The 24,701-nt window shown below is 46.4% G+C and carries 32 protein-coding genes; 24 read left to right on the forward strand and 8 right to left on the reverse strand.

All coding sequences use genetic code 11. From position 1 onward, the window contains the following. Positions 1-302 precede the first annotated feature (302 nt). The 9 genes from ftsB to DRW07_RS14700 all read left to right on the forward strand — a co-directional run bounded on the left by ftsB (position 303) and on the right by DRW07_RS14700 (position 6,691). Positions 303-587, forward strand: a complete 285-nt coding sequence (ftsB, locus tag DRW07_RS14660) for a cell division protein FtsB (protein WP_124028675.1) — start codon at positions 303-305, stop codon at positions 585-587. A 2-nt stretch (positions 588-589) separates the two neighbouring features. Next, positions 590-1,279, forward strand: a complete 690-nt coding sequence (gene ispD, locus DRW07_RS14665) for a 2-C-methyl-D-erythritol 4-phosphate cytidylyltransferase (protein ID WP_124028676.1) — start codon at positions 590-592, stop codon at positions 1,277-1,279. Beyond that, positions 1,279-1,746 (forward strand): 2-C-methyl-D-erythritol 2,4-cyclodiphosphate synthase, encoded by a 468-nt coding sequence (gene ispF, locus DRW07_RS14670; RefSeq protein ID WP_124028677.1) that lies wholly within the window; start codon positions 1,279-1,281, stop codon positions 1,744-1,746. The genes ispD and ispF overlap by 1 nt, the downstream gene beginning before the upstream one ends. A gap of 5 nt (positions 1,747-1,751) precedes the next feature. Then, entirely contained in the window at positions 1,752-2,819 is a 1,068-nt protein-coding gene (gene truD, locus DRW07_RS14675; RefSeq protein WP_124028678.1) for a tRNA pseudouridine(13) synthase TruD, read from the forward strand. Between the two features lies 1 nt (position 2,820). After that, positions 2,821-3,567, forward strand: coding sequence for a 5'/3'-nucleotidase SurE (gene surE / locus DRW07_RS14680; RefSeq protein WP_124028679.1), 747 nt, complete (start codon positions 2,821-2,823; stop codon positions 3,565-3,567). Beyond that, the gene (locus DRW07_RS14685) at positions 3,564-4,199 is read left to right on the forward strand and encodes a protein-L-isoaspartate(D-aspartate) O-methyltransferase (RefSeq protein WP_124028680.1); all 636 of its coding nucleotides are present in this window, start codon (positions 3,564-3,566) and stop codon (positions 4,197-4,199) included. Before surE ends, DRW07_RS14685 begins: the two co-directional genes overlap by 4 nt. A 25-nt stretch (positions 4,200-4,224) precedes the next feature. Then, positions 4,225-5,049 carry a peptidoglycan DD-metalloendopeptidase family protein gene (locus DRW07_RS14690; RefSeq protein WP_240630649.1) on the forward strand — a complete coding sequence of 275 codons (825 nt, stop codon included), beginning with the start codon at positions 4,225-4,227 and terminating at the stop codon, positions 5,047-5,049. 68 nt (positions 5,050-5,117) lie between these two features. Further along, positions 5,118-6,119, forward strand: coding sequence for an RNA polymerase sigma factor RpoS (rpoS, locus tag DRW07_RS14695; protein WP_240630651.1), 1,002 nt, complete (start codon positions 5,118-5,120; stop codon positions 6,117-6,119). A 44-nt stretch (positions 6,120-6,163) separates the two neighbouring features. Further along, positions 6,164-6,691, forward strand: a complete 528-nt coding sequence (locus tag DRW07_RS14700) for a hypothetical protein (protein WP_124028681.1) — start codon at positions 6,164-6,166, stop codon at positions 6,689-6,691. Between the two features lie 2 nt (positions 6,692-6,693). On the opposite strand, the gene folA is transcribed toward DRW07_RS14700, so the two are convergent. The 4 genes from folA to rplU form a co-directional block, all read right to left on the reverse strand. Continuing rightward, a complete protein-coding gene (gene folA / locus DRW07_RS14705; RefSeq protein ID WP_124028682.1) occupies positions 6,694-7,191 on the reverse strand; it encodes a type 3 dihydrofolate reductase in 498 nt (165 codons plus the stop codon). Next, a complete protein-coding gene (gene cgtA / locus DRW07_RS14710; protein WP_124028683.1) occupies positions 7,188-8,351 on the reverse strand; it encodes an Obg family GTPase CgtA in 1,164 nt (387 codons plus the stop codon). Before cgtA ends, folA begins: the two co-directional genes overlap by 4 nt. Before the next feature lie 492 nt (positions 8,352-8,843). Beyond that, positions 8,844-9,101 (reverse strand): 50S ribosomal protein L27, encoded by a 258-nt coding sequence (gene rpmA, locus DRW07_RS14715; RefSeq protein ID WP_124028684.1) that lies wholly within the window; start codon positions 9,099-9,101, stop codon positions 8,844-8,846. 15 nt (positions 9,102-9,116) lie between these two features. Further along, positions 9,117-9,428 (reverse strand): 50S ribosomal protein L21, encoded by a 312-nt coding sequence (gene rplU / locus DRW07_RS14720; protein ID WP_124028685.1) that lies wholly within the window; start codon positions 9,426-9,428, stop codon positions 9,117-9,119. 235 nt (positions 9,429-9,663) lie between these two features. Here rplU and ispB point away from each other — a divergent pair, with 235 nt between their 5' ends. Next, positions 9,664-10,635: an octaprenyl diphosphate synthase gene (ispB, locus tag DRW07_RS14725; protein ID WP_124028761.1), complete on the forward strand. Its 972-nt coding sequence runs from the start codon at positions 9,664-9,666 to the stop codon at positions 10,633-10,635. A gap of 2 nt (positions 10,636-10,637) precedes the next feature. Here the strand turns inward: ispB and DRW07_RS14730 are convergent, their stop codons facing one another. The 3 genes from DRW07_RS14730 to DRW07_RS14740 all read right to left on the reverse strand — a co-directional run bounded on the left by DRW07_RS14730 (position 10,638) and on the right by DRW07_RS14740 (position 14,262). Continuing rightward, positions 10,638-10,814, reverse strand: a complete 177-nt coding sequence (locus tag DRW07_RS14730; protein WP_124028686.1) for a DUF6435 family protein — start codon at positions 10,812-10,814, stop codon at positions 10,638-10,640. Between the two features lie 59 nt (positions 10,815-10,873). Further along, positions 10,874-12,199 (reverse strand): Xaa-Pro dipeptidase, encoded by a 1,326-nt coding sequence (gene pepQ / locus DRW07_RS14735; protein WP_124028687.1) that lies wholly within the window; start codon positions 12,197-12,199, stop codon positions 10,874-10,876. A gap of 74 nt (positions 12,200-12,273) precedes the next feature. Continuing rightward, positions 12,274-14,262 (reverse strand): transglycosylase SLT domain-containing protein, encoded by a 1,989-nt coding sequence (locus DRW07_RS14740; protein WP_124028688.1) that lies wholly within the window; start codon positions 14,260-14,262, stop codon positions 12,274-12,276. Between the two features lie 310 nt (positions 14,263-14,572). Here DRW07_RS14740 and fadB point away from each other — a divergent pair, with 310 nt between their 5' ends. Together fadB and fadA are read left to right on the forward strand one after the other, a co-directional pair. Further along, a complete protein-coding gene (gene fadB, locus DRW07_RS14745) occupies positions 14,573-16,723 on the forward strand; it encodes a fatty acid oxidation complex subunit alpha FadB (protein WP_124028689.1) in 2,151 nt (716 codons plus the stop codon). Between the two features lie 16 nt (positions 16,724-16,739). Continuing rightward, positions 16,740-17,903 (forward strand): acetyl-CoA C-acyltransferase FadA, encoded by a 1,164-nt coding sequence (fadA, locus tag DRW07_RS14750; protein WP_124028690.1) that lies wholly within the window; start codon positions 16,740-16,742, stop codon positions 17,901-17,903. Between the two features lie 55 nt (positions 17,904-17,958). Here fadA and DRW07_RS14755 read toward each other — a convergent pair whose 3' ends face one another. Beyond that, positions 17,959-18,924: an integron integrase gene (locus tag DRW07_RS14755; protein ID WP_124028691.1), complete on the reverse strand. Its 966-nt coding sequence runs from the start codon at positions 18,922-18,924 to the stop codon at positions 17,959-17,961. A 279-nt stretch (positions 18,925-19,203) separates the two neighbouring features. Here DRW07_RS14755 and DRW07_RS14760 point away from each other — a divergent pair, with 279 nt between their 5' ends. The 12 genes from DRW07_RS14760 (at position 19,204) to DRW07_RS14810 (ending at position 24,663) form a co-directional block, all read left to right on the forward strand. Further along, the gene (locus DRW07_RS14760) at positions 19,204-19,626 is read left to right on the forward strand and encodes a hypothetical protein (RefSeq protein WP_124028692.1); all 423 of its coding nucleotides are present in this window, start codon (positions 19,204-19,206) and stop codon (positions 19,624-19,626) included. Positions 19,627-19,730: 104 nt separating this feature from the next. After that, positions 19,731-20,189 carry a hypothetical protein gene (locus tag DRW07_RS14765; protein ID WP_124028693.1) on the forward strand — a complete coding sequence of 153 codons (459 nt, stop codon included), beginning with the start codon at positions 19,731-19,733 and terminating at the stop codon, positions 20,187-20,189. A 128-nt stretch (positions 20,190-20,317) separates the two neighbouring features. Beyond that, positions 20,318-20,761 (forward strand): hypothetical protein, encoded by a 444-nt coding sequence (locus DRW07_RS14770; protein ID WP_124028694.1) that lies wholly within the window; start codon positions 20,318-20,320, stop codon positions 20,759-20,761. A 113-nt stretch (positions 20,762-20,874) separates the two neighbouring features. After that, positions 20,875-21,168, forward strand: coding sequence for a hypothetical protein (locus DRW07_RS14775; protein WP_124028695.1), 294 nt, complete (start codon positions 20,875-20,877; stop codon positions 21,166-21,168). A 138-nt stretch (positions 21,169-21,306) separates the two neighbouring features. Then, a complete protein-coding gene (locus DRW07_RS18620) occupies positions 21,307-21,495 on the forward strand; it encodes a DUF4177 domain-containing protein (RefSeq protein ID WP_124028696.1) in 189 nt (62 codons plus the stop codon). 176 nt (positions 21,496-21,671) lie between these two features. Further along, on the forward strand, positions 21,672-22,109 hold the full coding sequence (locus DRW07_RS18355; protein ID WP_165870518.1) for a hypothetical protein: 438 nt from the start codon (positions 21,672-21,674) through the stop codon (positions 22,107-22,109). A gap of 144 nt (positions 22,110-22,253) precedes the next feature. Beyond that, the gene (locus DRW07_RS14785) at positions 22,254-22,595 is read left to right on the forward strand and encodes a hypothetical protein (protein WP_124028697.1); all 342 of its coding nucleotides are present in this window, start codon (positions 22,254-22,256) and stop codon (positions 22,593-22,595) included. Positions 22,596-22,724: 129 nt separating this feature from the next. Further along, positions 22,725-23,120, forward strand: a complete 396-nt coding sequence (locus DRW07_RS14790) for a hypothetical protein (RefSeq protein WP_124028698.1) — start codon at positions 22,725-22,727, stop codon at positions 23,118-23,120. A gap of 115 nt (positions 23,121-23,235) precedes the next feature. Then, on the forward strand, positions 23,236-23,637 hold the full coding sequence (locus tag DRW07_RS14795; protein ID WP_124028699.1) for a hypothetical protein: 402 nt from the start codon (positions 23,236-23,238) through the stop codon (positions 23,635-23,637). Positions 23,638-23,829: 192 nt separating this feature from the next. Next, positions 23,830-24,024: a PLDc N-terminal domain-containing protein gene (locus DRW07_RS14800; protein WP_124028700.1), complete on the forward strand. Its 195-nt coding sequence runs from the start codon at positions 23,830-23,832 to the stop codon at positions 24,022-24,024. 167 nt (positions 24,025-24,191) lie between these two features. Next, complete coding sequence (locus DRW07_RS14805) at positions 24,192-24,428, forward strand: DUF4160 domain-containing protein (RefSeq protein ID WP_124028701.1); 237 nt, start codon at positions 24,192-24,194, stop codon at positions 24,426-24,428. Further along, positions 24,409-24,663, forward strand: coding sequence for a DUF2442 domain-containing protein (locus tag DRW07_RS14810; protein WP_124028702.1), 255 nt, complete (start codon positions 24,409-24,411; stop codon positions 24,661-24,663). The genes DRW07_RS14805 and DRW07_RS14810 overlap by 20 nt, the downstream gene beginning before the upstream one ends. Positions 24,664-24,701 lie beyond the last annotated feature (38 nt).

Below are 24,701 nucleotides of genomic sequence, written 5' to 3' on the forward strand. Positions count from 1 at the left end.
CTCAACGCCAACACCTAGGCCTCATTGTCTTGTTGATTATTATTGTTTTAGTGCTCCTCAACAATCACGCATTGTACCAACAAAACAAGAGGTTAAAAGAGAAGTCTTTCGACAGTAAGGTCATAATGTTGAAAGAGCGTACAGCTTTTTGAACTATCAATCACGAAGGTGCCAAAGCAAGATAAAAGTACACAGCAGTGCTCAGGCATACAGGAAGTAGTTGCGCAACGCGGTAAACTGCTGAACAATGGAAGGTATAGAGGCATAATACGTTCTAAACTGTTTAACTGTTAGCAAAGGCTATGTTGCGCGATAAGTGGGTGAATATTCTACTGGTGACTTGTTTTATCCTTCTCCAAGCTCGTTTGTGGTTTGGCAAACACAGCGTGCCCGACTATCAAAACCTGACTGATAAAGTGGCCCAACAAGCACAGCAAAATGCCAACCTTACACAGCGCAACGCGTTGCTAAAAGCTGACATTGAAGATTTAACGCTTGGCATGGACGCAATAGAAGAAAGGGCCAGAAGTGAACTAGGACTGATTAAGCAAGGCGAAACGTTTTACCGCATTTTACCCAGTGACTAACCATGAATTCACGTCATATCGTCGCCGTTGTCCCCGCAGCAGGCATCGGCACCCGTATGCAATCAGACATACCCAAGCAATATCTGACACTGCACGGCAAAACTATTTTAGAACACACACTGGAAAGGCTTTCCTCTCATTCGCTTGTTGATTCTGTTGTGGTTGCTATTCATCCCGATGACCGCCTGTTTTTTAATTTGCCCATTTCACGGCATGTTAAGATCAGCACAGTAACAGGTGGCAGTGAGCGAAGTGAGTCTGTGAGCAATGCGTTGCAAGCGCTGCCACATGACAGTTGGGCTCTGGTACACGATGCCGCTCGGCCATGCGTCTGCCAAAAAGACATCACACGCCTTATTGACACCGAAGATTTAAGTCCAACAATCGGTGCAATTCTGGCCTCACCGGTGAGTGATACACTCAAGCGGGGTAGCGATGGGTATGTGTCTGATACCGTTGACCGCAGCCAACTTTGGCGGGCATTGACCCCACAGTTTTTCCACGCTCATACCCTGCTGAATGCATACCGGCAAGCTCATCTGAATCATTTAACCGTGACCGATGAGGCTTCAGCCATGGAGCTCGCAGGGCACAAGGTCAAGCTGATTAACGGACACGCTGGCAATATAAAAATTACACATCCCGATGATTTATCGCTTGCCGCATTTTATTTACAACAGGAGAGTGACTAATGCGAATTGGCCACGGATATGACGTACACGCTTTTGGCGGTGAGGGCCCCATCACCATTGGTGGCACACGCATTGCCTACGATCAGGGCTTAGTGGCTCATTCTGATGGCGATGTGCTGCTACATGCATTGTGTGATGCCTTGCTGGGCGCAGCCGCGTTAGGTGATATTGGCAAACATTTTCCCGACACCGATGACGCCTACAAAGGCGCAGATAGCCGCGCGTTACTTCGCCATGTGATCGCAACACTGGCACAACATGATTATCAGCTGGTCAATGCTGATATGACCATTATTGCACAAGCGCCTAAGATGGCTCCGCATATTGAAACCATGCGCACTAAGATCGCACAAGATTGTAAGGTTGAACTCAATGCGATTAACGTGAAGGCCACCACCACAGAAAAACTTGGCTTTACAGGTCGCAAAGAAGGCATCGCAGCACATGCGGTGGTGTTAATACAGTGACAGCCATGACATTTTCAGAATGGCAGCACAACTTGGGGCGCCCTGTTGCCTCTGGCTTACTTAAACAATACATAGAAGACTTCGTTGTTACTGAAGACCTGGGTTATGCTCCCAGTGGCGACGGCGAACACGTGTTTTTATGGGTAGAAAAGCAAGGCCAGAACACCGCATTTGTGGCCGAACAACTGGCAAAACAAACCGGTCTGCCGCTGCGTAATGTAACCTATGCAGGGCGAAAAGATAAATTTGCGCTCACCCGACAGTGGTTTGGTTTGCACGCGCCCAAAGGCATAGCCATGTCGCCAGAGACGCTTCGCATTGAAGGCGTTACCGTATTGTCACACACGCGACATCACAAAAAACTGCGCGTAGGCGGATTAAAAGGCAATCATTTTTCACTCACCTTGCGCGGCATTGACGATATCGATGCCACCATCGCGCGCTTGGAAACAGTCAAACATCAAGGTGTACCCAATTACTTTGGCGATCAACGTTTTGGCGTGCGCCGAAACGATGACGGAACGGTTTCTATGGGAGGTACCCTGACACTGGCTATGCGAATGGTTGAGGGCGAAGTAATTCGCAACCGCAATAAACGCAACATGGCCATTTCAGCGCTGCGAAGTGCCCTGTTCAACACCTTGGTTAGCGAACGTATTCAAGCCGGTATGTTTGATCAGGTTTACCTAGGTGATGCTTGCTCGCTGCAGGGTTCAAACAGCTTTTTTATCGCTACCGAAGACACTCTTTCTGACAGCAATAGCCGTTATATTGCCAAAGATTTATCGCCTTCAGCGCCACTCGTAGGTGAAGGTGAAAACCCAACAAAAGAGATGGTTGGTGAGTGGGAAAGCAGTATCATCGAACGCTACCAACGACTGGCAGACAGCCTCAAAGCGGCAGGCGTAAAAACGCTTAGACGGGCCATTAAAGTGTGGCCTGAAAACCTCACCTGGCAGCGTGACAATGACACCCTAATTGTGGGTTTTGGGTTACCGTCTGGGTGCTTTGCTACTTCAGTGTTACGAGAATGTATCAACCTCAATGAAACACAGGAATCGGGAAACGAATAGAATGCGCATACTTTTAAGTAATGACGATGGTGTATTTGCCCACGGACTGAGCGTGCTATTCACGCAGCTAAGCGGCAGCCATGATTTAACCGTTATTGCCCCCGACCGCAATTGCAGTGGTGCCAGTAATGCACTATCACTGCACACTCCCCTTCGAATTCAAAAAATGCATAATAATTTTTATTCCGTGAACGGCACTCCGTCAGATTGTGTACATTTAGGTATAAACCAATTCATGTCAGAAGACCCTGAACTGGTCATATCTGGTATTAACCACGGCGCCAACCTGGGTGATGATGTGATATATTCTGGTACCGTTGCAGCTGCAACAGAGGGACGCTATATGGGGTTGCCTGCCATCGCAGTTTCCTTGGCCAGTAAGCAAGGCAAACATTTTGAGACTGCAGCCAGGGTAGTCGCTGACATCGTTCAAAAGCTACCGGCACATCCTCTGCCTGCGAATCAAATTTTGAATGTGAATGTTCCTGACGTACCCTATGAGGCACTAAAGGGCGTACAGGTAACGCGCATGGGTCGCCGTCATCGCGCAGAAACCATGGTACGTGATACAGACCCCTTTGGCAGACCGCTCTACTGGTATGGGCCAGTTGGCAGTGAGCAAGACGCTGGAGAAGGAACAGATTTTTATGCGGTAACCCACGGTTACGCGTCGGTTACCCCACTAAGTGTTGATATGACGGCTTACGATAGCCTCAGTGATTTAAGTAATTGGCTGGACAGTAAATGAGAATAACACGCCGAGGTGAGTCACTTGCGCAAGTGCTCGCTACAGAAGGGATCAGTAATCAAGCTGTGCTTAAAGCCATTGCGAGCACACCGCGGGAATTATTTTTGCCAGAGGCACTAAAACACAAGGCCTACCAAAATACCGCACTCCCGATTGGCCAAGGGCAAACTATATCTCAGCCCTATATTGTAGCCAAAATGACCGAACTATTGCTAAATGCCGCCAAAAAGCCAGAAAAAGTGCTAGAAATAGGTACCGGCTCTGGATATCAAACGGCTATTCTTGCACAGATCGTTAATCAGGTTTTCAGTGTAGAACGCATCAAATCGCTGCAGTTTCAAGCCAAACGACGTATGAACCAACTAGACCTCCACAATGTTTCAATGAAGCATGGTGATGGCTGGCAAGGCTGGCCCAGCAAGGGCAATTACGATGCCATCATCGTAACGGCAGCTGCTGCTGCACTTCCTGAAGTCTTATGTGATCAATTGAATGAGGGCGGACGCTTGATTGTACCCGTGGGTGAAATGCAGCAATCTCTGTTATGTATTGACAAAATTGATGGCGAGCTAAGCACTGACACAATCGAAGCGGTAAGGTTTGTTCCCCTAGTGGCAGGTGCCATTCAATGATCGCTTCCACACTGCGTTGGTAATTGTGAAACATTGGCTCTTAGCGTTAGCCACTGTTCTAATAGTATCAGGGTGCAGCAGCCGAAAAGCGCCTGCGCCATTGTCCATTCTCAATAGCCAACCAGAGCACATTCCTTCAGCATTCGACGTAGAGACCTATGAAGTTGTGGCAGGCGACACTTTGTTTGCCGTTGCGTGGTACAGCGGGAATGATTATCGCGATCTGGCGAAATGGAACAATATTTATCCTCCATACACCCTCTCAATAGGACAAAAATTGCAATTAAGGCCTCCTGAGGCGCAAACAGTAGCAAAAAACCCCAGTGGTCGTACCAGCGAAAAATCTCATAAAACACCTGTTGCAAGTTCTAAAAAGCAGGCGTATGGTGGAAATCAAGAGGTGGTTAATAAACGAACATCTGTTCCGAATGACGCTGCCACCACAACACCAAAGATAGGCGAATTCCCCGCAAGGGTAGCCAAATGGACATGGCCCGCTCAAGGAAAAGTTATTGAGCGCTTTAAAGCTAAAGGTGATGTAAACAAGGGAATTGACATTCAAGCTTCCAAGGGCTCGCCCATCGTTGCCGCTGCAGCTGGCAGGGTAGTTTATACGGGCAGTGCATTACGTGGATACGGTAATCTAATAATAATAAAACACACCGATACATTTTTGAGCGCTTATGCTCACAATGACCGCATTTTGGTTAACGAGCGTGAGTGGGTGGCAGCCGGACAACAGATTGCCACCATGGGGAATAGCGGAACAAATTTGGTAAAACTTCACTTTGAAGTTCGGTATCGCGGGAAGTCACTTGACCCTATGCGTTACCTACCGTCACAACAATAACAAGAAATAATAATAAGAAATGACAGGAGCAATAACACATTAACAAAATTTGAGCAGGAGATGCAGTTGTGAAAAACCAAGACGCTGTGATCGAAGCTGTACCAAACGATAAGTCTATCGAGGCAGATTTAGGCCTCGACGAGTTCAAAGAAAGTGAAACTGCATCAGAGGCAGACACTGTCGAAGAATCTCAAAGCTCTCTATTCAATCAAGAAGCAAACAGTAAAAATCTGGATGCTACCCAACTTTATTTAGGTGAAATTGGCTATTCTCCGCTGCTAAGTGCAGAAGAAGAAGTATATTTTGCCCGACGCGCATTGAAAGGCTGTGAAGCCTCCCGCAAACGAATGATTGTCAGTAACTTACGACTGGTGGTGAAAATTGCACGCCGTTACAACAATCGTGGTCTAGCACTGTTAGATTTAATTGAGGAAGGCAATTTAGGCCTCATCCGCGCAGTAGAGAAGTTCGACCCAGAACGCGGTTTCCGCTTCTCGACCTATGCAACCTGGTGGATACGCCAGACCATAGAACGCGCCATCATGAACCAAACACGTACCATACGCTTACCCATACATGTTGTAAAAGAACTGAATGTGTATCTGCGAACTGCGCGTGAACTGTCACAAAAGCTCGACCACGAGCCCTCTGCAGAGGAAATAGCACAAGCATTAGACAAGCCAATTGATGATGTTAGCAAAATGCTGCGACTGAACGAGCGTATTACTTCTGTTGACACACCTATTGGGGGTGAAAACGACAAAGCCTTGCTTGATGTGATTGCCGACGAGCACGACTGTGGCCCTGAAGATAATCTTCAAGAAAACGACATCAAGAGTAATATCGTAAAATGGCTAGGCGAACTCAACCCCAAACAGCGGGAAGTGCTGGCAAGGCGCTTCGGCCTAATGGGATACGAGCCCTCAACCCTTGAAGATGTGGGGGCAGAAATTGGCCTGACCCGGGAAAGAGTAAGACAAATTCAGGTAGAAGCACTGCGTCGCCTTAAAGATATTCTGAGCCATCAAGGTCTCAGTATAGAGAGTCTGTTTGACCGCATGAGTGTTTAGATTGAAACCGCGCTCAGGCGCGGTTTTTTATTTGAGCATTACGCATGACACCACCCCGTAAACGCGTTAGACGACTTTGGCTGTCAGGCATTGTTGCAACCGTTTTTTATGGTGGTTGGAGTTTTTTCGCCAACCAACTTGTTAGCAACGACCTGCAATTGGTAATCCGCTCAGCGCTGGTGCAAGGCTTGTATAGCGGGGGTGTGACGCTGTTGTTTACCTGGCTGTTGGAAACTACCTATGCAAAGGTTGGCACCCGGCATTTCTCTTTTGCTTTTGTGGTGCCTCTGGTTTGCCTGCCGCACAGCCCTTCTGAGCATGCTCACTATATAAGACAAAGCTTCAATCGCGTACTGAGCGACGCTGCAAACTGGTTTAAGGGCACATGCTGGCCAGCCGTTTTTGTTGCGCCTCTTTTGCCTCTGCTTATTCAATCTACCTTGGTCGTAGGCGTAAACGTGGTTAACGCCACCCCTAATTTATGGCTCACTGTCGCGCCTTCGATATTTTTCAGTGGGTTATATGGTTACCTGTATACACTGGCACTGTATAAAAAACGTAACCAAGAGTAAATTCAGGCTCTTTCCAGGCAAACAAAGGTATAATCGTGTGGATTTTTTTCATCCGCATGATGGGATTCTTTAGATGTTTCACGCCACTTTGCAGCAGACATATAGTCAGGAAAGTAAGTGTCTCCTGAGACATCGAGGTCGATAAAAGTCAGATATAACCTGTCGGCGTGGGGCAGCATGGCCTGATATAACGTACCGCCGCCAATGATCATGATTTCTTCTGCGTCACTTTGTCTGGCCAATGTCACTGCATCGTCAATATTGTTTAACACCTGTGCGTCGGGCAACGTAAATTCAGCCTGTTGGGTGATCACAATATTTTGCCTCCCTGGCAAAGCCTTACCAATAGACTCATAGGTTTTTCTGCCCATGATCACAGGCTTGCCGAGTGTAACCTGCTTAAAATGTTTCAGGTCAGCTGGCATGTGCCACGGCATATCATTATTTGCACCAATCACGCGGTTGTGCGCCATGGCGGCTATCATTGCCAGTTTACTCATTTGCGGTAAATAACCTCTACACCGTCGTCGTCTTCGTCATCCCAATCATCGTCGTCCCAGTCGTCGTCAAGGCCATCGTCAACTGACTCATGCGCTGAGCTATCCCACTGGAATTCGGTATTTTTAGCGTCTTCGCCTGTAGTATCTTCTGCCGGCAGGGTTTCCAGATAATTCATAACCTGCTTACACAATTCGTCAGTATTGATTTTTTGGAAGGCGGAAATGTGAAACACTTCACCTTCCCACTCAAGTGCCTCTATGATGCGCTGGCAGACCTCTTCTGCTTCTTCTTCAAGCATCAAGTCTATCTTGTTAAATACTAGCCAGCGAGGCTTGGCAGCCAACTTAGGATTATATTGCTCAAGCTCCGAGATAATGGTTTGCGCATTTTGTGCGGGATCACTGCCGTCAGCTGGCATGATATCGACCAAGTGCAATAGTACACGACAGCGTTCAAGATGTTTAAGGAAACGAATCCCCAGCCCGGCACCATCAGCTGCACCTTCGATCAAACCAGGTATATCAGCTATCACAAAACTACGTTGTGCATCTTGCCTTACAACACCTAAATTAGGCACTAGCGTGGTGAAGGGATAGTCGGCAACTTTAGGTTTAGCTGCTGACACTGAACGAATGAAGGTTGATTTTCCTGCGTTGGGCAACCCCAGCAAACCAACATCAGCTAGAAGCATAAGTTCAAGTTTTAAGTTGCGGATTTCACCAGGCGTGCCATTCGTTTTCTGTCGAGGCGCCCGGTTTACACTACTTTTAAACCGGGCGTTACCCAGACCGTGATAGCCGCCTTGTGCGACTTTAAGACGTTGTCCATGCTTGGTCAGGTCACCCAATACTTCCGCTGTGTCGGAATCGGTAGCACGGGTTCCTACAGGCACCTTAATAGTGAGGTCGGCACCCGCTCGGCCAGTACAATTACTGCCCTGCCCGTTTTGTCCACGTTCAGCACGGTGGAATCGCTCAAACCGATAGTCGATCAGGGTATTCAGGTTTTCATCAGCTTGCAGATAAACACTGCCGCCGTCACCGCCATCACCACCGTCAGGGCCGCCTTTGGGAATATACTTTTCACGACGAAAACCGATAGTACCATTACCACCATCGCCCGCTTCTACGCGGATATCCGCCTCATCAACAAACTTCATTTTTTGCTCGCTTGATTGTTTTGAATCCGATCAAGAATGTAAGAGAAGGAGCATTTTTGTTACCACGCCATAAACCCATCCATGGGGGCTCTGCCTCGGCATCCATGCCTCGGAAGGGTAATAAAAATGCTCCTTCTCTTACATCCTCGATCTAACCATGTTCTGCGCTCGCTAAAAAGCATAGATTCACAAATCTACCATTAGCCAAACTCTATAATTAATTTCGAAGAAATTTGGCAAACCTGCTTGCGAAGCACTGAATGGGAGAAGGGTTTTGTTTTCTGCCCCTCTAAGGCATGGATGCCGAAGCGGAGCCCCCATGGATGGGTGCACGGCGTGGCAGAAAACAAAACCCTTCTCCTATTTAGTGCGTGTTTATTCAAACAGCCAAAACAAGTTATTAAAGTCTAGCTATGCCTTAAAATAAGACAAGCATAAAAAACCCCGCATCAGCGGGGTTTTTCAATTCTTTCAGGGAAACCCCGAACCAAATTACTCAGCTACGATGCTTACGTATTTACGGTTCTTAGGACCCTTCACTTCAAACTGAACCTTGCCGTCTTTAAGTGCAAACAAAGTATGGTCTTTACCGATACCCATGTTGTCACCAGCGTGGAACTTAGTACCACGTTGTCTAACGATGATGTTGCCTGCAAGCACAGATTGACCGCCAAAGCGCTTCACGCCAAGACGTTTACTTTCTGAATCACGACCGTTTTTGGTACTACCACCAGCCTTTTTGTGTGCCATGTGTTCGTGCTCCTATTATGCGCTAATGCCTGTGATCTTCACTTCAGTGAACCACTGACGATGACCCATTTGTTTACGTGAATGCTTACGACGACGGAACTTGACGATTTTAACTTTATCGCCACGTCCGTGCGTAACAACTTCAGCTGTTACCTTAGCACCCGCTACAGCAGGTGTACCGATTTTAACGTCGTCGCCATTGCTTACCATCAGGATGTTGTCGAACTCAACAGTTTCACCCGGGGCAACTTCAATCTTTTCCAGACGAACGGTTTGACCTTCGGCCACACGGTGTTGTTTACCACCACTTTGGAAAACCGCGTACATATCTTACTCCGCTCTGCGTCTCTTGACGCTTCATTTCAAAAACAGGGCGCGAATTGTACGTGAAAGGATTTTCGATAACAAGCCCGATATCATAGAAAAATGATTATTTTTTACCCTTTTTACAAGTTTCTTCTAACAAATGCCTAAAAGTTACAGCCATAGGTGGCTTACGCAGCCATTTTCGGTACAATCACGACCAATCATTTACACTTCATTCGGGTAATGTTTTTGCATGATGGACCTTGCCAAGATACGTGATTTAGCAAACGCAGATATGCAATCTGTTAATTCACTTATTCAACAACAAGTTACGTCTGATGTTGCGTTAATCAACCAGCTTGGATTTTACATCATTAACAGCGGTGGTAAACGTTTGCGTCCGCTTATTACAGTGTTGGCAGCACGGGCAGCCGGAATAAAGAACAACGACCATCACACGCTTGCCGCTATTATAGAATTTATTCACACCTCAACGTTACTTCACGATGACGTGGTGGATGAGTCTACATTACGTCGGGGTCGAGAAACCGCGAATGCACGTTTTGGTAATCAGGCCAGTGTGTTAGTTGGCGACTTTTTATATTCTCGTTCTTTTCAAATGATGGTGAGTTTACATTCTATGCGAGTGATGGAAGTGCTGTCTGACGCCACTAACCGCATTGCCCAAGGTGAAGTGCAACAGCTAATGAATTGTAACGATCCCAACACCACAGAAGCCAGCTATTTTGACGTTATTTACGGCAAAACCGCGCGTTTGTTTGAAGCGGCAACACAACTTTCAGCCGTACTTGCGGGGCAAGATGAAAAAGTAGAAAAAGCCATGTTGGATTACGGCAAGTATCTGGGCACGGCTTTTCAGCTTGCTGATGACATACTCGATTACACCGCCCAGAGCGGCGACATGGGCAAAAACGCAGGCGATGACTTAGCAGAAGGTAAACCGACTTTACCTCTACTTTATGCCATGTGGCATACCAGTGATGACAATGCCGCACTGATAAGAAGCGCAATAGAAAATGCCGATGGCCTGCCTCACCTGGAAAAGATCCAGCGCATTATGCACGACACCAATGCGTTAACTTACACACAGAAAAAAGCCGATGAAGCGGCTGAACACGCGATTTCATCGCTGTCTCCTGTGCCTGACTCCGATTACAAAGACGCCCTTATCGCACTGGCAAAAATCGCAGCAAAACGGGATAGTTAACCTTATCCCGTTTTCTTTTCACTGGCTTCTATTTCTGCCCAGAGGGCTTCGGCCTGAGACGTCAACTCCGCAAACTTTCTCATGTCGCCATTGCGCTGGGCATGCATAGCTTGCTCTTGCAATGACGCATGTTGTTTACGACGTTTTTTGTTGGGGTCTGATTTAAATAATCCAAACATAATTAGGGCCCGTTTTGTGTTTAATGCATAGCAATACGTACCCCTATCCGCTCAGATCATCAAACGCCTCTTTCGCGCGTCATATTTTCGTTGCGGTCTCTGTGCACAATGACATTGTCTTCTATACGAATACCGCCGTACGGACGCAGCACGTCTATTTGGTCCCAATTCACATACTTGCCGTTTTCAGATGCGCGCAGCTCTTTAAGCAGCGAGTCGATAATGTATAGGCCAGGTTCAATCGTGAACACCTGTTTTGACTCTATGGGACGTGTGCAGCGCAAGAACGGATGCTCGTCTGGTGCAGGGTTTGGAGTGCCCCTGTCATCAGCCACCAGCGCGCCCACGTCGTGCACCTGTAAACCGAGATAATGGCCAATGCCATGGGGAAAGAAAGTCCGGCTTATTCCCGTATCGACGATGGCTTGCGCATCTAGGTTGACGATGTTGCAGTCTTGCAAAATTTGCGCGATACCTTCATGGGCGAAGAACTGAAGATCGGAATACAAGGTGCCGGGCTTTAGTGCATCCACTAGCGACAGTGTGACCCTGTCGACGCGTTCGATAAGTTCCGCAAACAAGGTACCTTTAGGCGTGTATGTACGAGTAATATCGGCTGCGTACCCGTTGTAACTTGCGCCTGCATCAATCAAAAAGCTGCGGTGCTGAATGGGCGCCTGATTGTCGTAAAACATGTAATGCAAAATAGCGGCATTTTCATTTAGCGCGACTATGCTGGTGTAGGGCAGATCGTTTTCTGACTGCGCCGCCGCACGACAATATGCCAAATGAATATTGAGTTCACTTTCGAAGTTTTCAAACGCCTGTCTCGCCGCCACATGGCCTGCAGTGGCTTTGTCATTGGCCATGCGCATGCACATGAGTTCGTAGTCGGTTTTATAAGCTCGGTGGTAATGCAAGTAATGCATGACCCTGTCTGGATTTACATTGTCAAAACCTAACGCTCTGGCCACCTCTAAGTACTCACCGATATACGCATAGCGGGCTTTGTCAAATGGCAGTAACTTTTCCACTGCATCGGCCTGCTTTAAAAACTTTATGTCGAAAAATTCAGCCCAAAAATCGGAAGGCTCTGGCGGTACCTTATGCCAAAAGTCAACAGGGCGATAGAAGATCAGCGTGGGCTTGTCTGTGCCGTTTACCACCAGCCAGCAGTTTGGATTGTCTACAATCGGTACCCAGGCTTTAAATTGAGGGTTTACCTTAAACGGATAATGATTGTCGTCCAAAAATAAGCGTTTGCCTTGACCAGAGTGAATAACTAAACCGTCAATACCTTCACGCTCAATGGCCTCACGCGTGCGTTGCTGTAGGGTGTCGATATGCTGGCGATACAGTTCAGAAACAGATGGCTGATTTTGCATAGGGCTCTTTTTTATTCGTTAATTGAGGCGCACAGTGTAAGGCCTGAATTGCACTGTGTAAAAGTGTTCAGACCTTACTGCGTGTAAACTGGCACTTGCATAGCCGACAGATTGGCAAACAAATGACTATTGTGGCCAAGTTGCCATTCGTAAATTTGTTGATATGCCATTACTGCTTTTACGTATTCTCTGGTTTCTTTGAACGGAATGTTGTCTATCCAAATATCCATAGGAACGGGCTTGTCGCGCGGCAGCCACTCGATCACTTTATGCCAGCCCGCATTATAGGCAGCTGCGATTAATACCGGGTTTGTGCCCAGCTTTTGTTCTAGATATTTTAAGTACCCCAACCCCAATTCGATGTTGGTTTCGGGGTTAAACAAATAACGCTGTATTGGCCCGCTGTCGAGCTTTCTCTGCAACCTTTGTGACAACACGTCTGCGTGTTTAACCAGATAGGTCGCTGTTGAGGGTAATACCTGCATGAGTCCACGCGCGTTGGCGCTGGATACAGCATCAACCATAAAGGAGCTTTCTCTGCGGGCGATGGCCAGTGAAAAGGCGGGCTCCACGTTATACCTGTTGGCCTGCTCCACCATTTCATCTGCGAAAGCTAGCGGAAACCTGAGGTCGACGGCATCGCGGTCGCCGGTTCTCAGCACTCCCACAATTGCCTGATCATGCCACCCCCACTCTGACGCCAGTTTTACCGCTGCGCGCTTTTCATTAACGTTGAGCTCTCTGTTCAGTGCATACCATTCGCGACGGGCAGGTGTGTATTCTTTGTGATAAAAAAGCTCTCGTGCTCGTTGCGCCTGAGGGTGCTGCATAATGTTGTTGTATACCTGCTCATCGACCGCTAAAGCGGCGAGATTGTATGACGGTGCGACCGCCCGTTTAGCACTGGCAAGAAACCCATAATAATGACGTTCTGTAGCCAGTGCTGTCATGATGTTATTGGCTTCTGCAATACGCCCTACCGATTCCAGCGCTCTGGCATTCCAGTATCGGAACTCGCCTGTTTCTCTTACCGATACTGGCGCTTGTTCGACTACGTCAAGTACCGCTTTCCACTGCTGCTGTTTGACGACATGGGCCAAATGCCAGCGCCATACGTTATTACCGGCATTTGCGGTAGACGCTCTCTCTAGCCATTGCTGAGAACTCGGATGGGCATCGAGAGTAAGGCTGATTGCCAGTGTTTCTGTAATCGACTGAAGATCGTTTTGCGGCAACTTTCCGGAGGCTTCCCATATTGGAAGGTTAGTAGCAACCCGTTCTGGTATACGCCAGCTGGCTTTATTTAAACCCCACTTGGCAATTTTTCGCTCTTGCTCAGGCAGAGTAAAAGGCAAGGAACGCGGTGACAGAACAGTGGCAGAATTGCGGTGCACATCCACCCATTTGTCTGACAGAAAGCGAGCATTTTCGGGGGCGTAGCGCCTTAAATATCGCGTAAGGCCAGTTTTCCCCTGCTCTCCGGCAAGGCCTATACGCTGAATCGCCAATTCTGACGTTAACTTGCCGTTGGTGCGCCAATAATGCAAAACCGGATCACATGCCTCTGGTTGGGAAAACCCTGCTAGCCAAAGTACTTCCACCTGCTCGTGCCAGGCAGCATCTGCACCATGCTTTTTGCGAGTAAAATGAAGCTGCCTACATAGTAGCTCAGTGCCTAACCCAGGCTCATATTCTTGTAAAAACACCGTTTGATAATGATGTTTAGCAAGATATCGCAACCACTTTCGCAGCAGTTGACGACGCACGGGCACGCCTTTGGTATCACGTAAAAACGCACGGATTTGTTTGCGATTGTTGTAACTTACCTGCCGGTTGACCAGTTCATAATAAAGATACGGAAACAAAGGATAACTGGCCATGTCCTGAACATCGTCTTCCAGTGTATGCAGGCGACTCACGGGCACACTTCTTATGCGCTTTTGTAAATAAGCATAACGTTCACGCTGCGCTTCAAGGGAAGTGTCTTGCGCATAAGATGGATTGTGGAAGGTACTTCCGATAAGCAGAATGATGAAGGTAACGAGCAGATTTTGGGTTGTCATTTCACCTTGGAACTTATTCTGTGCGCTAAACACTAAATTAGCACGTAATGGGTAGGGTTGATAAGTATTGAATTGTTAATTTTGGTGTTTGTTCTTACTGGGTTAATGAGAAAAAACCTCCCTGTAACAGTATATGCCTTGTGTTCTGCCTAAGAGGCCACATATTGACTTACACATTTCAAACGCCTGTTTGAATTTTTAATTGAATTTTTCTGTAGCCGTGACAATATGCGGCTACTCATTACATCGCTGCTTCCTCACCCTACATTTTTGGGAACAGCATTCAGGCCATTTGCCGAAGGAGAAATCTATGATCTACTCAGGCGACAGTCTTAGCGTGTCGATGCTCGACGACGGTTTTGCTGAACTGGTGTTTGACGCCAAAGGTTCAGTAAACAAATTCGACCGCCAAACCGTCTCGGAACTTGATGAAGCCACAGCCGCACTCGCCAGCCATGGCGGCGTTAAAGGTGTATTAGTTCGCAGTAATAAAGGCGCTTTTATCGTAGGTGCAGACATCACTGAATTCACCAGCCTATTTGCGCTACCCGATGAAGAAGTGCTTACTTGGGTAGGCAATACCTCACGGGTATTCGACCGTTTTGAAGACTTGCCTTTCCCCACTGTATGCGCAGTGAATGGCTTTGCCCTTGGCGGCGGCTGTGAAATGGCCCTGGCATGTGACATGCGGGTTGCCGACAACACTACTCGTATTGGTCTGCCAGAAGTAAAGTTGGGGCTTATGCCTGGTTTTGGTGGCACAGTTCGTTTACCACGGGTTATTGGCTCAGATAATGCGCTAGAGTGGATGACAACAGGCCGTGACCGCAACGGTGAAAAAGCACTGAAAGAAGGTGCTGTTGATGCCGTTGTGAGCGCTGACAAGTTACGTGAAGCCGCACTTGCTATGCTAAAAGATGCGGCAGAAGGCAAACTGAACTGGGAAGCTCGTCGCGCACAGAAAAAAGCGCCGCTTCAGTTAAACAAAAACGAGAGCATGATGAGTTTCTCGACCGCAGCCGCTATGGTTGCCGCGCAGGCTGGTAAGCACTATCCGGCTCCGCATATGATGGTAGAGACAGTGCAAAAAGCCTCGACACTGGACAGAGATGGCGCACTTACCCTTGAAAATCAAGGGTTTGTAAAGCTAGCCAAAACGGATGCCGCTAAAGCACAGATTGGCATTTTTATGGCTGACCAGCTGGTTAAGAGCAAAGGCAAAAAACAAGCTAAGTCTGCAACCAAAGACGTTAAACTCAATGCTGTGTTAGGTGCAGGCATTATGGGTGGCGGTATTGCGTACCAAAGTGCTGTGAAAGGCATTCCTGCGGTCATGAAAGACATTAACCGCGACGCACTTGATTTAGGTTTAAAAGAAGCGGCGACTATTTTAGGTAAAGGCATGCAGAGAGGCAAAGTGGATGCAGCCAAAATGGCCGCCACCCTCAATGCCATTACCCCCACACTTGAATACAGCACATTGAAAGATGCCGACATGGTTATTGAGGCTGTGGTTGAAAACCCCAAAGTAAAAGGCATTGTACTTAAAGAAGTAGAAGACACGGTGGCCGATGATGCGATTATCTGCTCGAATACCTCAACTATTTCTATCAATCAGCTAGCCGAAAGCTTGGAAAAACCTGAGCGTTTCTGTGGAATGCACTTCTTTAACCCCGTGCATAAAATGCCACTGGTAGAGATCATCCGGGGTAAAGATACTTCAGATGACACCATCGCTGCGGTTGTGGCGACTACGTTGAAGATGGGCAAGACCCCGATCGTGGTCAACGACTGCCCAGGCTTCCTAGTCAATCGCGTGTTGTTCCCTTATTTTGCTGGCTTTGGCAAATTGCTACTCGATGGCGCAGACTTTACGGCTGTTGATAAGGTGATGGAAAAAGTGTTTGGCTGGCCGATGGGCCCGGCTTACCTGATGGATGTGGTGGGCATCGATACCGGAGATCACGCTGCCAATGTGATGGCTGAAGGTATCCCGGAGCGTATGGCGCGTTTGGATAATGACCCGAGCACCCTTATGTACAAAGCCGACCGACTTGGTCAGAAAAACGGTAAAGGGTTCTACAATTATGGCGTGGATAAACGTGGTAAGCCCACCAAAACCGCCGCTGATGAGGCTTATGCACTTATCAACCCGGTTAGCGCTGAGCGTAAAGAGTTTGATAAAGACGAGATTATAGCTCGTTTAATGATCCCAATGGCTAACGAAGCGATTCGCTGTTTGGAAGAAGGCATTGTAGACAGTGCGGCAGAAGCCGATATGGCCCTGTTGTACGGATTGGGCTTCCCGCCCTTCCGCGGCGGTATTTTCCGTTACATTGAAACCATGGGCTTGGCTAATTTTGTTGCATTAGCCGACAAGTACGCACATCTGGGACCGATTTATCAAATCAGTGACGGTGTACGTGACATGGCCGCCAATGGCAAATCTTACTTCGCTTAACCCTTAGGAGACCAACATGAAAGACGTAGTCGTTATCGATTGTATTCGTACCCCCATGGGCCGCTCCAAGGGTGGTGTTTTTCGCAATGTACGCGCAGAAGACTTATCTGCGGCCTTGATGACCGCCTTGCTTGACCGCAATCCCAATGTCGATCCGGCGGAAGTCGAAGACATCATTTGGGGCTGTGTACAGCAAACCAAAGAACAGGGTTTCAACGTGGCGCGTAATGCTCAGTTGATGACTCGCATTCCTCGCTCAACTGCGGCAGTGACCGTCAACCGTTTATGCGGTTCGTCTATGCAGGCTCTGCACGACGCCACCAGCGGCATTATGACTGGCCGCGGTGATATTTATATGATCGGCGGCGTAGAGCATATGGGCCATGTGCCCATGAACTTTAACGTTGATTTTCATCCTGGGCTGGCCAAATATACGGCAAAAGCTTCTGGCATGATGGGTATGACTGCAGAGCTACTCGGGCGCCAAAATGGTATTACCCGTGAAATGCAAGACGCCTTTGGTGCACGTTCTCACCAACGCGCCCACCAGGCGCACCTTGAGGGCCGCTGGGCTAATGAGATTGTCGCACTTGAAGGTCACGATGCTGATGGGCGCCTAGTCAAAGTAGACTACGATGAGGTGGTACGCCCAGACTCAACGGTTGAAAGCATGGCCGCACTACGCCCTGTATTTGACCCCGTTAACGGAACTGTAACCGCAGGTACCTCTTCAGCCATTAGTGATGGCGCTTCAGCTATGCTGGTCATGTCAGCGGACAAAGCCAAGGCACTTGGTCTTACGCCTCGTGCAAAAATTCGCGCGATGGCCGTGGCGGGTTGTGATGCTGCGATTATGGGTTTTGGTCCGGTACCTGCGACACAAAAAGCACTAAAACGTGCAGGCTTGACCATGGATGATATCGAACTGGCTGAGTTTAACGAAGCCTTTGCTGCGCAGGCTCTGTCGTGTATCAAACAGCTAGGCTGGATTGACAATTACGATGAGAAAGTGAACCTAAACGGTGGCGCTATTGCCCTAGGACATCCATTAGGCTGCTCGGGTTCTCGTATCAGTACTACTCTGCTTAACTTAATGGAATCTGAGGACAAGACACTTGGCCTTGCAACCATGTGTATTGGCTTAGGTCAGGGGATCGCGACGATTTTTGAACGCGTTTAATACACCTTATTGTTAACTCATTAAGCGGGGCCAAGCGCCCCGCTTTTTTGTTGCGTTAGCCTATCGATTCTAATGGACTAACTACCGCGTTACCGCCACGCTGCAACACATGTGTATAGATTTGCGTAGTTTTGACATCTGAATGCCCCAACTGATCCTGAACGGTTCTAATATCCGCGCCCTTTAGTAATAGATGCGTAGCAAAAGAGTGTCGCAATGTATGGGGCGTAACCTGTTTCTCTAGTCCAATTTCTCTGGCCGTATTTCGCACCGTTCGCTGTAACTGCTTCTCGTCAATATGATGCCGTCTGATTTTATTCGACTCAGGGTCGACAGACAGTTTTATGGACGGAAACAGATACTGCCAGCCTAGCGTTTTATTTGCCGTGCCAAACTTCTTTTCCAGTCTCGACGGTAACCAAACGCCAGCATAATCCTCAACGTCCAAATCGTTTTGCAAAATACCTTGTACAACCGCAATTTGTGTTTTTAAGGGCTGTACGAGGCTATCAGATAGGGTTACTACCCTGTGCTTGCCGCCCTTTCCATTCCAAATTTTGACGCATCGAAAATCAAAATCGATGTCTTGGACACGCAGACGAACGCACTCCATCAGCCTTAAACCGCTCCCATATAACATAGCCACAGGTAGATATTTCGATGATGGGATATTGGCAAGCAACTTTTTTACTTCCAACATGGTCAGAACGACAGGCAGTTTCTTAGGGCGAGAACTGTTCACAAAATCAAGTTCAAGACTAAGCGGTTCTTCCAAATACTTTGCATACAGAAACACAAGTGCATTCAATGCACTTGCTTGGGAACTAGCGGCATAATTACGTTTAACGGCAAGGTGAGTCAGATAGTTGCGAACCTCTTCGTCGCCCATTTTTTTAGGGTGAATGTAATCATTGTGACGAATAAAGTCAGCTACCCATTTCAAGTAGAGCTCTACAGTACGCCGCGAATAGCGTTTAAACACCATAAAGTCGCGAACAGAGGTTAAAAACTTTGAGCGCATCTACCCGTTCAATTCAGCTAACCAGAGGATACAACCAATGTACGGTAACGATTACAATTACACTACTGAACCAAAGCCCAGATTGAATCAAAAAATTAACTTGTCAGTTTGACGCATTTCACGCCAATTAAAACCTCAGCAAAATATTGAACTAAGCCACACAATGCGGCTATAGTGAAACCAAACAAGGAAGTGGCCGCAACAAAACACACCATTTAGGTGCAAGCATTTACACCACTTTTAAATCTATTAAATTGTTATGCACGCAAGGAGTGAGCAATGCAGATGAGCAATATTAAATCCTTGTTGATAACCGCAGTTGTAGGATATTTGTACCTCAACATTGCATTGGTTATGTTTTGGCGTCCAATTATTTTATACAACCCAACAATGGATTGGCTGTTAGAACATTTTGCTGGAACGGGATGGTTTAGCCCACTTTTGTTCATTCAAGACTTTATTATAAATACCGTCTTGTCTTTTCCTCTTGCACTCTTTATTCACTATCTTCGCCCACAGTCTTATTGGATTCATGGTGCTGTTGCAGTTTTACCAGGCTTTTTGTGGACACATTCGGTCTGGATCAATGACCCAGGTTTCAGCCAAATATGGCAAAGCGTTGCTATAGGTTGGGTTCATAGTTTGGCAACGTTACCATTAGCAGTTATGGTTGTCATATGGTTAAGTGGTAGGCGTGCATAACAAGGCGCTTAAGGCACTCACTTCGTTCGTTGGGACGCAAACGCGCGGCGGCTTCGCCATTTTCGCCGCACATTCGCGCCCCTTAGCTTAGCGTTAGGTTGCACATGGAATTCGAAACTTGGTCAACTCCGTTTGAAATCGGAACAATTTGGTTAGTTGACTTATCATGGGGAACAGAAACATGGTCCCTTACAAAACCAGATGGTTCGAAATACGAAATTAGTGGCTCGGAAACCCATTTAGATTGTGACTTAGTTGCCCGCATTTTCCACGAAGATACGGAAACTTTGTACAAAGTTTACTATGGCGTAGTTAACGGTTTTCGTTGTTTAGACGAACATGGTTTAACTGAGATATGGAATAGCAACAGGCCACAAATGAATACTTTCTTAGTAAAAAATCATGGTTGGCACAAAGAAAGTCCTTTAACATTTTTCATGGGCCATCAAGAAGAGTTGTCGCACATGCTCGTCACAAACGACGAATGTTTAGAGGTAATATGCCAAGAACCCCCCAAAATACTTAGGGTGGGACATGTACCACTTAAAAAGAATGCAACCTAACAAGGTGCTTAAGAAGCCACTCACTTCGTTCGCTGGGACGCAAACGCGCGGCGGCTTCGCCATTTTCGCCGCACATTCGCGCCCCTTAGCTTAAAGTTAGCTGCTTTATTCAATTAAAAGGAAGTTTTATGAAAACGAAAATTTTTACGCTTATATGCCTTCTAAGTTTCAGTCAGGTGTCATTTGCATATCAGGATGAAATAGATAAATTTTTTAGCCTCTATGAATCAGGGAAAGTGCTTGAAGCTGTAGATTCTATTTATTCATCCAACAAATGGATTCTGCAAAAAAAAGACGACGTTCAACATGTAAAATCTCAACTTCAAAACCTAAACAGCTTGGTTGGAAAATTTCACAGCAAAGTCAAATTAGGCGAGGAACATATTGCAGAAAGGCTTTATCACATTACCTACCTCGCACTCTATGAGCGCCAACCAGTAAGGTTAGAGTTTGTGTTTTATAAACCCGAAGAAAATTGGGTGATTTATTCTTTTTCATTCGACGACGAAATAGATGAAGAACTTCAGAAATTTGCACGGGATAAAATTGCAGGCTACAACGTTGGCAGCTAACAAAACGCTAAAGTCACTCACTTCGTTCGTTGGGACGCAAACGCGCGGCGGCTTCGCCATTTTCGCCGCACGTTCACGCCCCTTAGCTTAAAGTTATACGCATTAAGGAAACCATGAGTAAAAAGGAATTTATTACATCAATATTCTTTATCTGTTTTTTCACTTTCCTGCTGCAGATCTGGATTATTGGAGATTTAGCAGATCAAATTGCAAAATTAACCGGCTACTTGGTCGCAATAGCGATCGTTCCATTTCTAATCGCAATAGTACCAACTAGTATTTTGCTCTTTGCTAAGTCAAAACCTGTTCCAGTCAAACTAAAGCTTTGGTTATATATTTTGCCATTGGCGTTTACTGGCTTGCTACTTCTTTACATGCTTATAATGCTAAATAGCGGTGCGCACTAGTGGGCAATGCGTATAACAAACCAATCAAGCTCACTCGCTCCGCTCGCTGGGACAGTTACTCGCCCGCGCTATCGCTATTTTCGCGGGCAAGCAACTGCCCCTTATTGGGGTGTTATGTACACAAGGAAGAATTAAACAATGAAAAGGTATGAATACAAAGTTGTTAATGCTGGTAATCTATTTGGGCCCAGAGTTCATAATATCGAAAAATGCCAAGATCTTTGCGAGCGCAATGGAAAAATTGGCTGGGAACTTGTAAGTACTAAGTACCACTGGCTTAGCACACAATACACACTATTTTTCAAACGAACTATTGAAGAAGAGTAGATAACTTATCCTCTTTTCTATTTCAGAACAGCTGGAGTTGTTGGCACGTGCACATAACAAAGCGCTCAAGCCACTCACTTCGTTCGCTGGGACGCAAACGCGCGGCGGCTTCGCCATTTTCGCCGCACGTTCACGCCCCTTAGCTTAGCGTTATGTGCTAGAAGGAACTTTTAATAATGAGGATTTTAATCGTATTAATCCCAGTAGTTTTGGGAAGTTTGGAGTTGGTGTCTGAATATTCGAGTGGCATCGGATGGGTGCTAATAGGAATTGGAATATATTTCTTGACTGCACAATACACTGGTTTTTGGAGCCCTCCGAAAACAGGACACGTTAAATTCGATTGGCTGAGTAGCTTATTCTTCTTATTTATTGCAGCAAAGTACGGCATAGATTTCTTGGAAGGCCATCAAAGTAATTATTTGCTTGGGGCAATTGGCTTCCTACTTCTTGGCCTAAGCACCATAGATGTTTTAATTGCTAGCGTTGTTGCGAAGCAAACCTCGCCTTCTTTACAAGAGGTAGAAAAAATAGTGAATACTAAGTTTCAAGCTGCTTTTAAATACATTGGCTTGGGATTCATATTGTCGTCACTGGTGGTTCATTTTGGGTAACGCACACAACAAAGCGCTTAAGTCACTCACTTCGTTCGCTGGGACGCAAACGCGCGGCGGCTTCGCCATTATGCCGCTACGTCACTGCCCGTTAGCTTAGCGTTGTGTACCACTTGACGTTCTAATAGCAGAGTAACTATTAATATGACGGACCATACCAAAGCTATTATAGAAGCACTCGGTGAGCACGGAGAAAATGGCAGCGGTTTAATTTCTCTCTCCTTGAAGACTGGCATCAGTCAAGAGTCACTCAGAAAGTTCTTCAAAGAAAACAAGGAATACTGCCTCCCCATTGAAAAGTACAAGTTCAAATTAAATAGGAGTGCTGTAGAAAATGGTTCTGTTGAGGAAATAATAAAAGCTATTGGGCGGGAAAAAGCAGAACGAAAAATCAAAGAAAGAGTTTTTAAAGGATTTACTTGGGGTTTCGCTCTAGGTGTATTTTTGCCAGAATTTCTGCCCTATCTTTTCAAATGGATATTTTGAGAATGGTACACAACAAAACGCTTAAGTCACTCACTTCGTTCGTTGGGACGCAAACGCAGGGCGGCTTCGCCATTATCGCCCTGCATTAGCGCCCCTTAGCTTAGCGTTAGGCACTTCAAGGAAAGACTGATGCAACCAGATTTTTCAAAATATGACTTAGAGGAACTGGAAGAGTGCCTTAGGAGCATTGACCATTCCAAATATCCAGAAAGAGTGTCCATAATTCAAGAAAGATTAGATTCTCTCTACGCAGAAGAACAAGAGCGTATAAATAATATTCCTGAACAAGAGAGAGAAAAAATGGACAGGGGTGGTCGCATAGGTGGCATCTTAACGCTCGTTATCGGAGCAATCTTGTGCTCTCTATACTTGTATTTTGGAAAAATCCCAACTCGCTCAGGTGACGGCCTTTTACGCGAAGAAAATCCGATAATGTTTTATATATTTGTTGGGGTTATCGGGTGGTTATTCGTATGCAGTGCTTTTTCCGTTTGGAAAAAGAGGTTTAAAAAATATCGTGCCTAACAAAGCGCTTAACTCGTTCCCTTCGGTCACAGGGACAATAAAACTGCGCTATGCTTCGCATATTTTAGCGCAGCATTATTGCCCGTTAGCTTAGCGTTATGTCCTTGGAGATTAGATGGAACCTGATTTTTCTAAATATACTCTGGAAGAGTTAAACGAAATCAAAGAACGCTTGGACAAAGAAAAGTATCCAGACAGGTATGAGAATCTTCTCGCTGCACTTGCGAAACAAAATACGAAGCCGAACGTGGTTGATTCGCAAAAAAAGGAAAAGTCTGAGGAAGCAATGAGAGAACTGTTTAACGAATATAAAAATGAAAAGTTCCAAGCGTGGAAAATATTACGCGGTGCAGTAATTGCATTCATATCTTTCAGAATTATGCAGTATCTGGAATGGTCAACTAATCAACAAATTATAGGTGCTGTTGTTTTGCTCGTCGTTTACGTGACGCTCCTTGTTGTAGTAAACGAGCATAAGTTCAGCAGGTTCAAGGACGATTTTGGAAAACGGACATAACAAGGCGCTTAAGTCACTCACTTCGTTCGTTGGGACGCAAACGCGCGGCGGCTTCGCCATTTTCGCCGCACATTCGCGCCCCTTAGCTAAGTGTTATATGCCTCTATATAGTCAAAGATAAATGACATTTTTTAAATTTAATTTTATGCTAAGTAGAAATCGGAGATGTAAACAGTAGAACAAGGAAGAGTCATGGGAATATCTTTTTTATTTTCTTTTCTAATACTCGCTTTATTTTGGGTCATCCCTCTCATAATGATTGCTAAGTCAGACAGAACCCATGGAGGAGAAAAAGTTGCATGGATACTAGCAGTCATCTTCATCTCTTGGTTTGCATGGGTCTTCTATTTGCTATTGGCCCCATTGAAACAGCAATCTAATGCGTAGCACTTCTCAGCATGGCATATAACAATACGCTTAAGTCGTAGCCCGCGCGGCGGGCCACTGGGACAATTACGCAATGCGCCTTCGGCATTATCGCATTGCGTAATTGCCCATTAGCTTAAGGTTATCTTCCGATTGGCATTTATGCTCTTCTGGGATAACCTTCAACTATGCCAACAGTATTAAGACTAGGACCTTATCGTTTCTTCTTTTATAGTAATGAAAACGGTGAGCCTGCTCACATTCATATTCAACGCGAGAAGATGCTTGCTAAATTCTGGCTAAAGCCAGTCGCGCTGGCTAGCTCTACTCGCTTTCCACCAAAAGAGTTGAGAGAACTCGAACAATTGGTGGTCGAAAATAAAGATACTTTTTTGGAGGCTTGGAATGGTTACTTTAGCAGTTGAACATCATCCTCTTGCTCATTCAGTAAGTTTCGATACCGATTCACTTATTGTCAGCCTGGTAGACGGGCGCACTTTATCTGTTCCTTTAGCTTGGTTTCCAACTCTGTCATCTGCGACAGCTAGTCAACTCAGAGATTGGGAAATACTTGGGGATGGGGAAGGTATTCACTGGCCCCAACTGGATGAGGATTTAAGTATAAATGGGCTTCTTTTGGGCAATCAAGGAAGAAGATAACAAAACGCTTAAGTCACTCACTTCGTTCGCTGGGACGC

It is taken from the genome of Paralteromonas sediminis (assembly GCF_003820355.1).
GTDB classification, from domain to species: Bacteria; Pseudomonadota; Gammaproteobacteria; order Enterobacterales; family Alteromonadaceae; genus Alteromonas_F; species Alteromonas_F sediminis.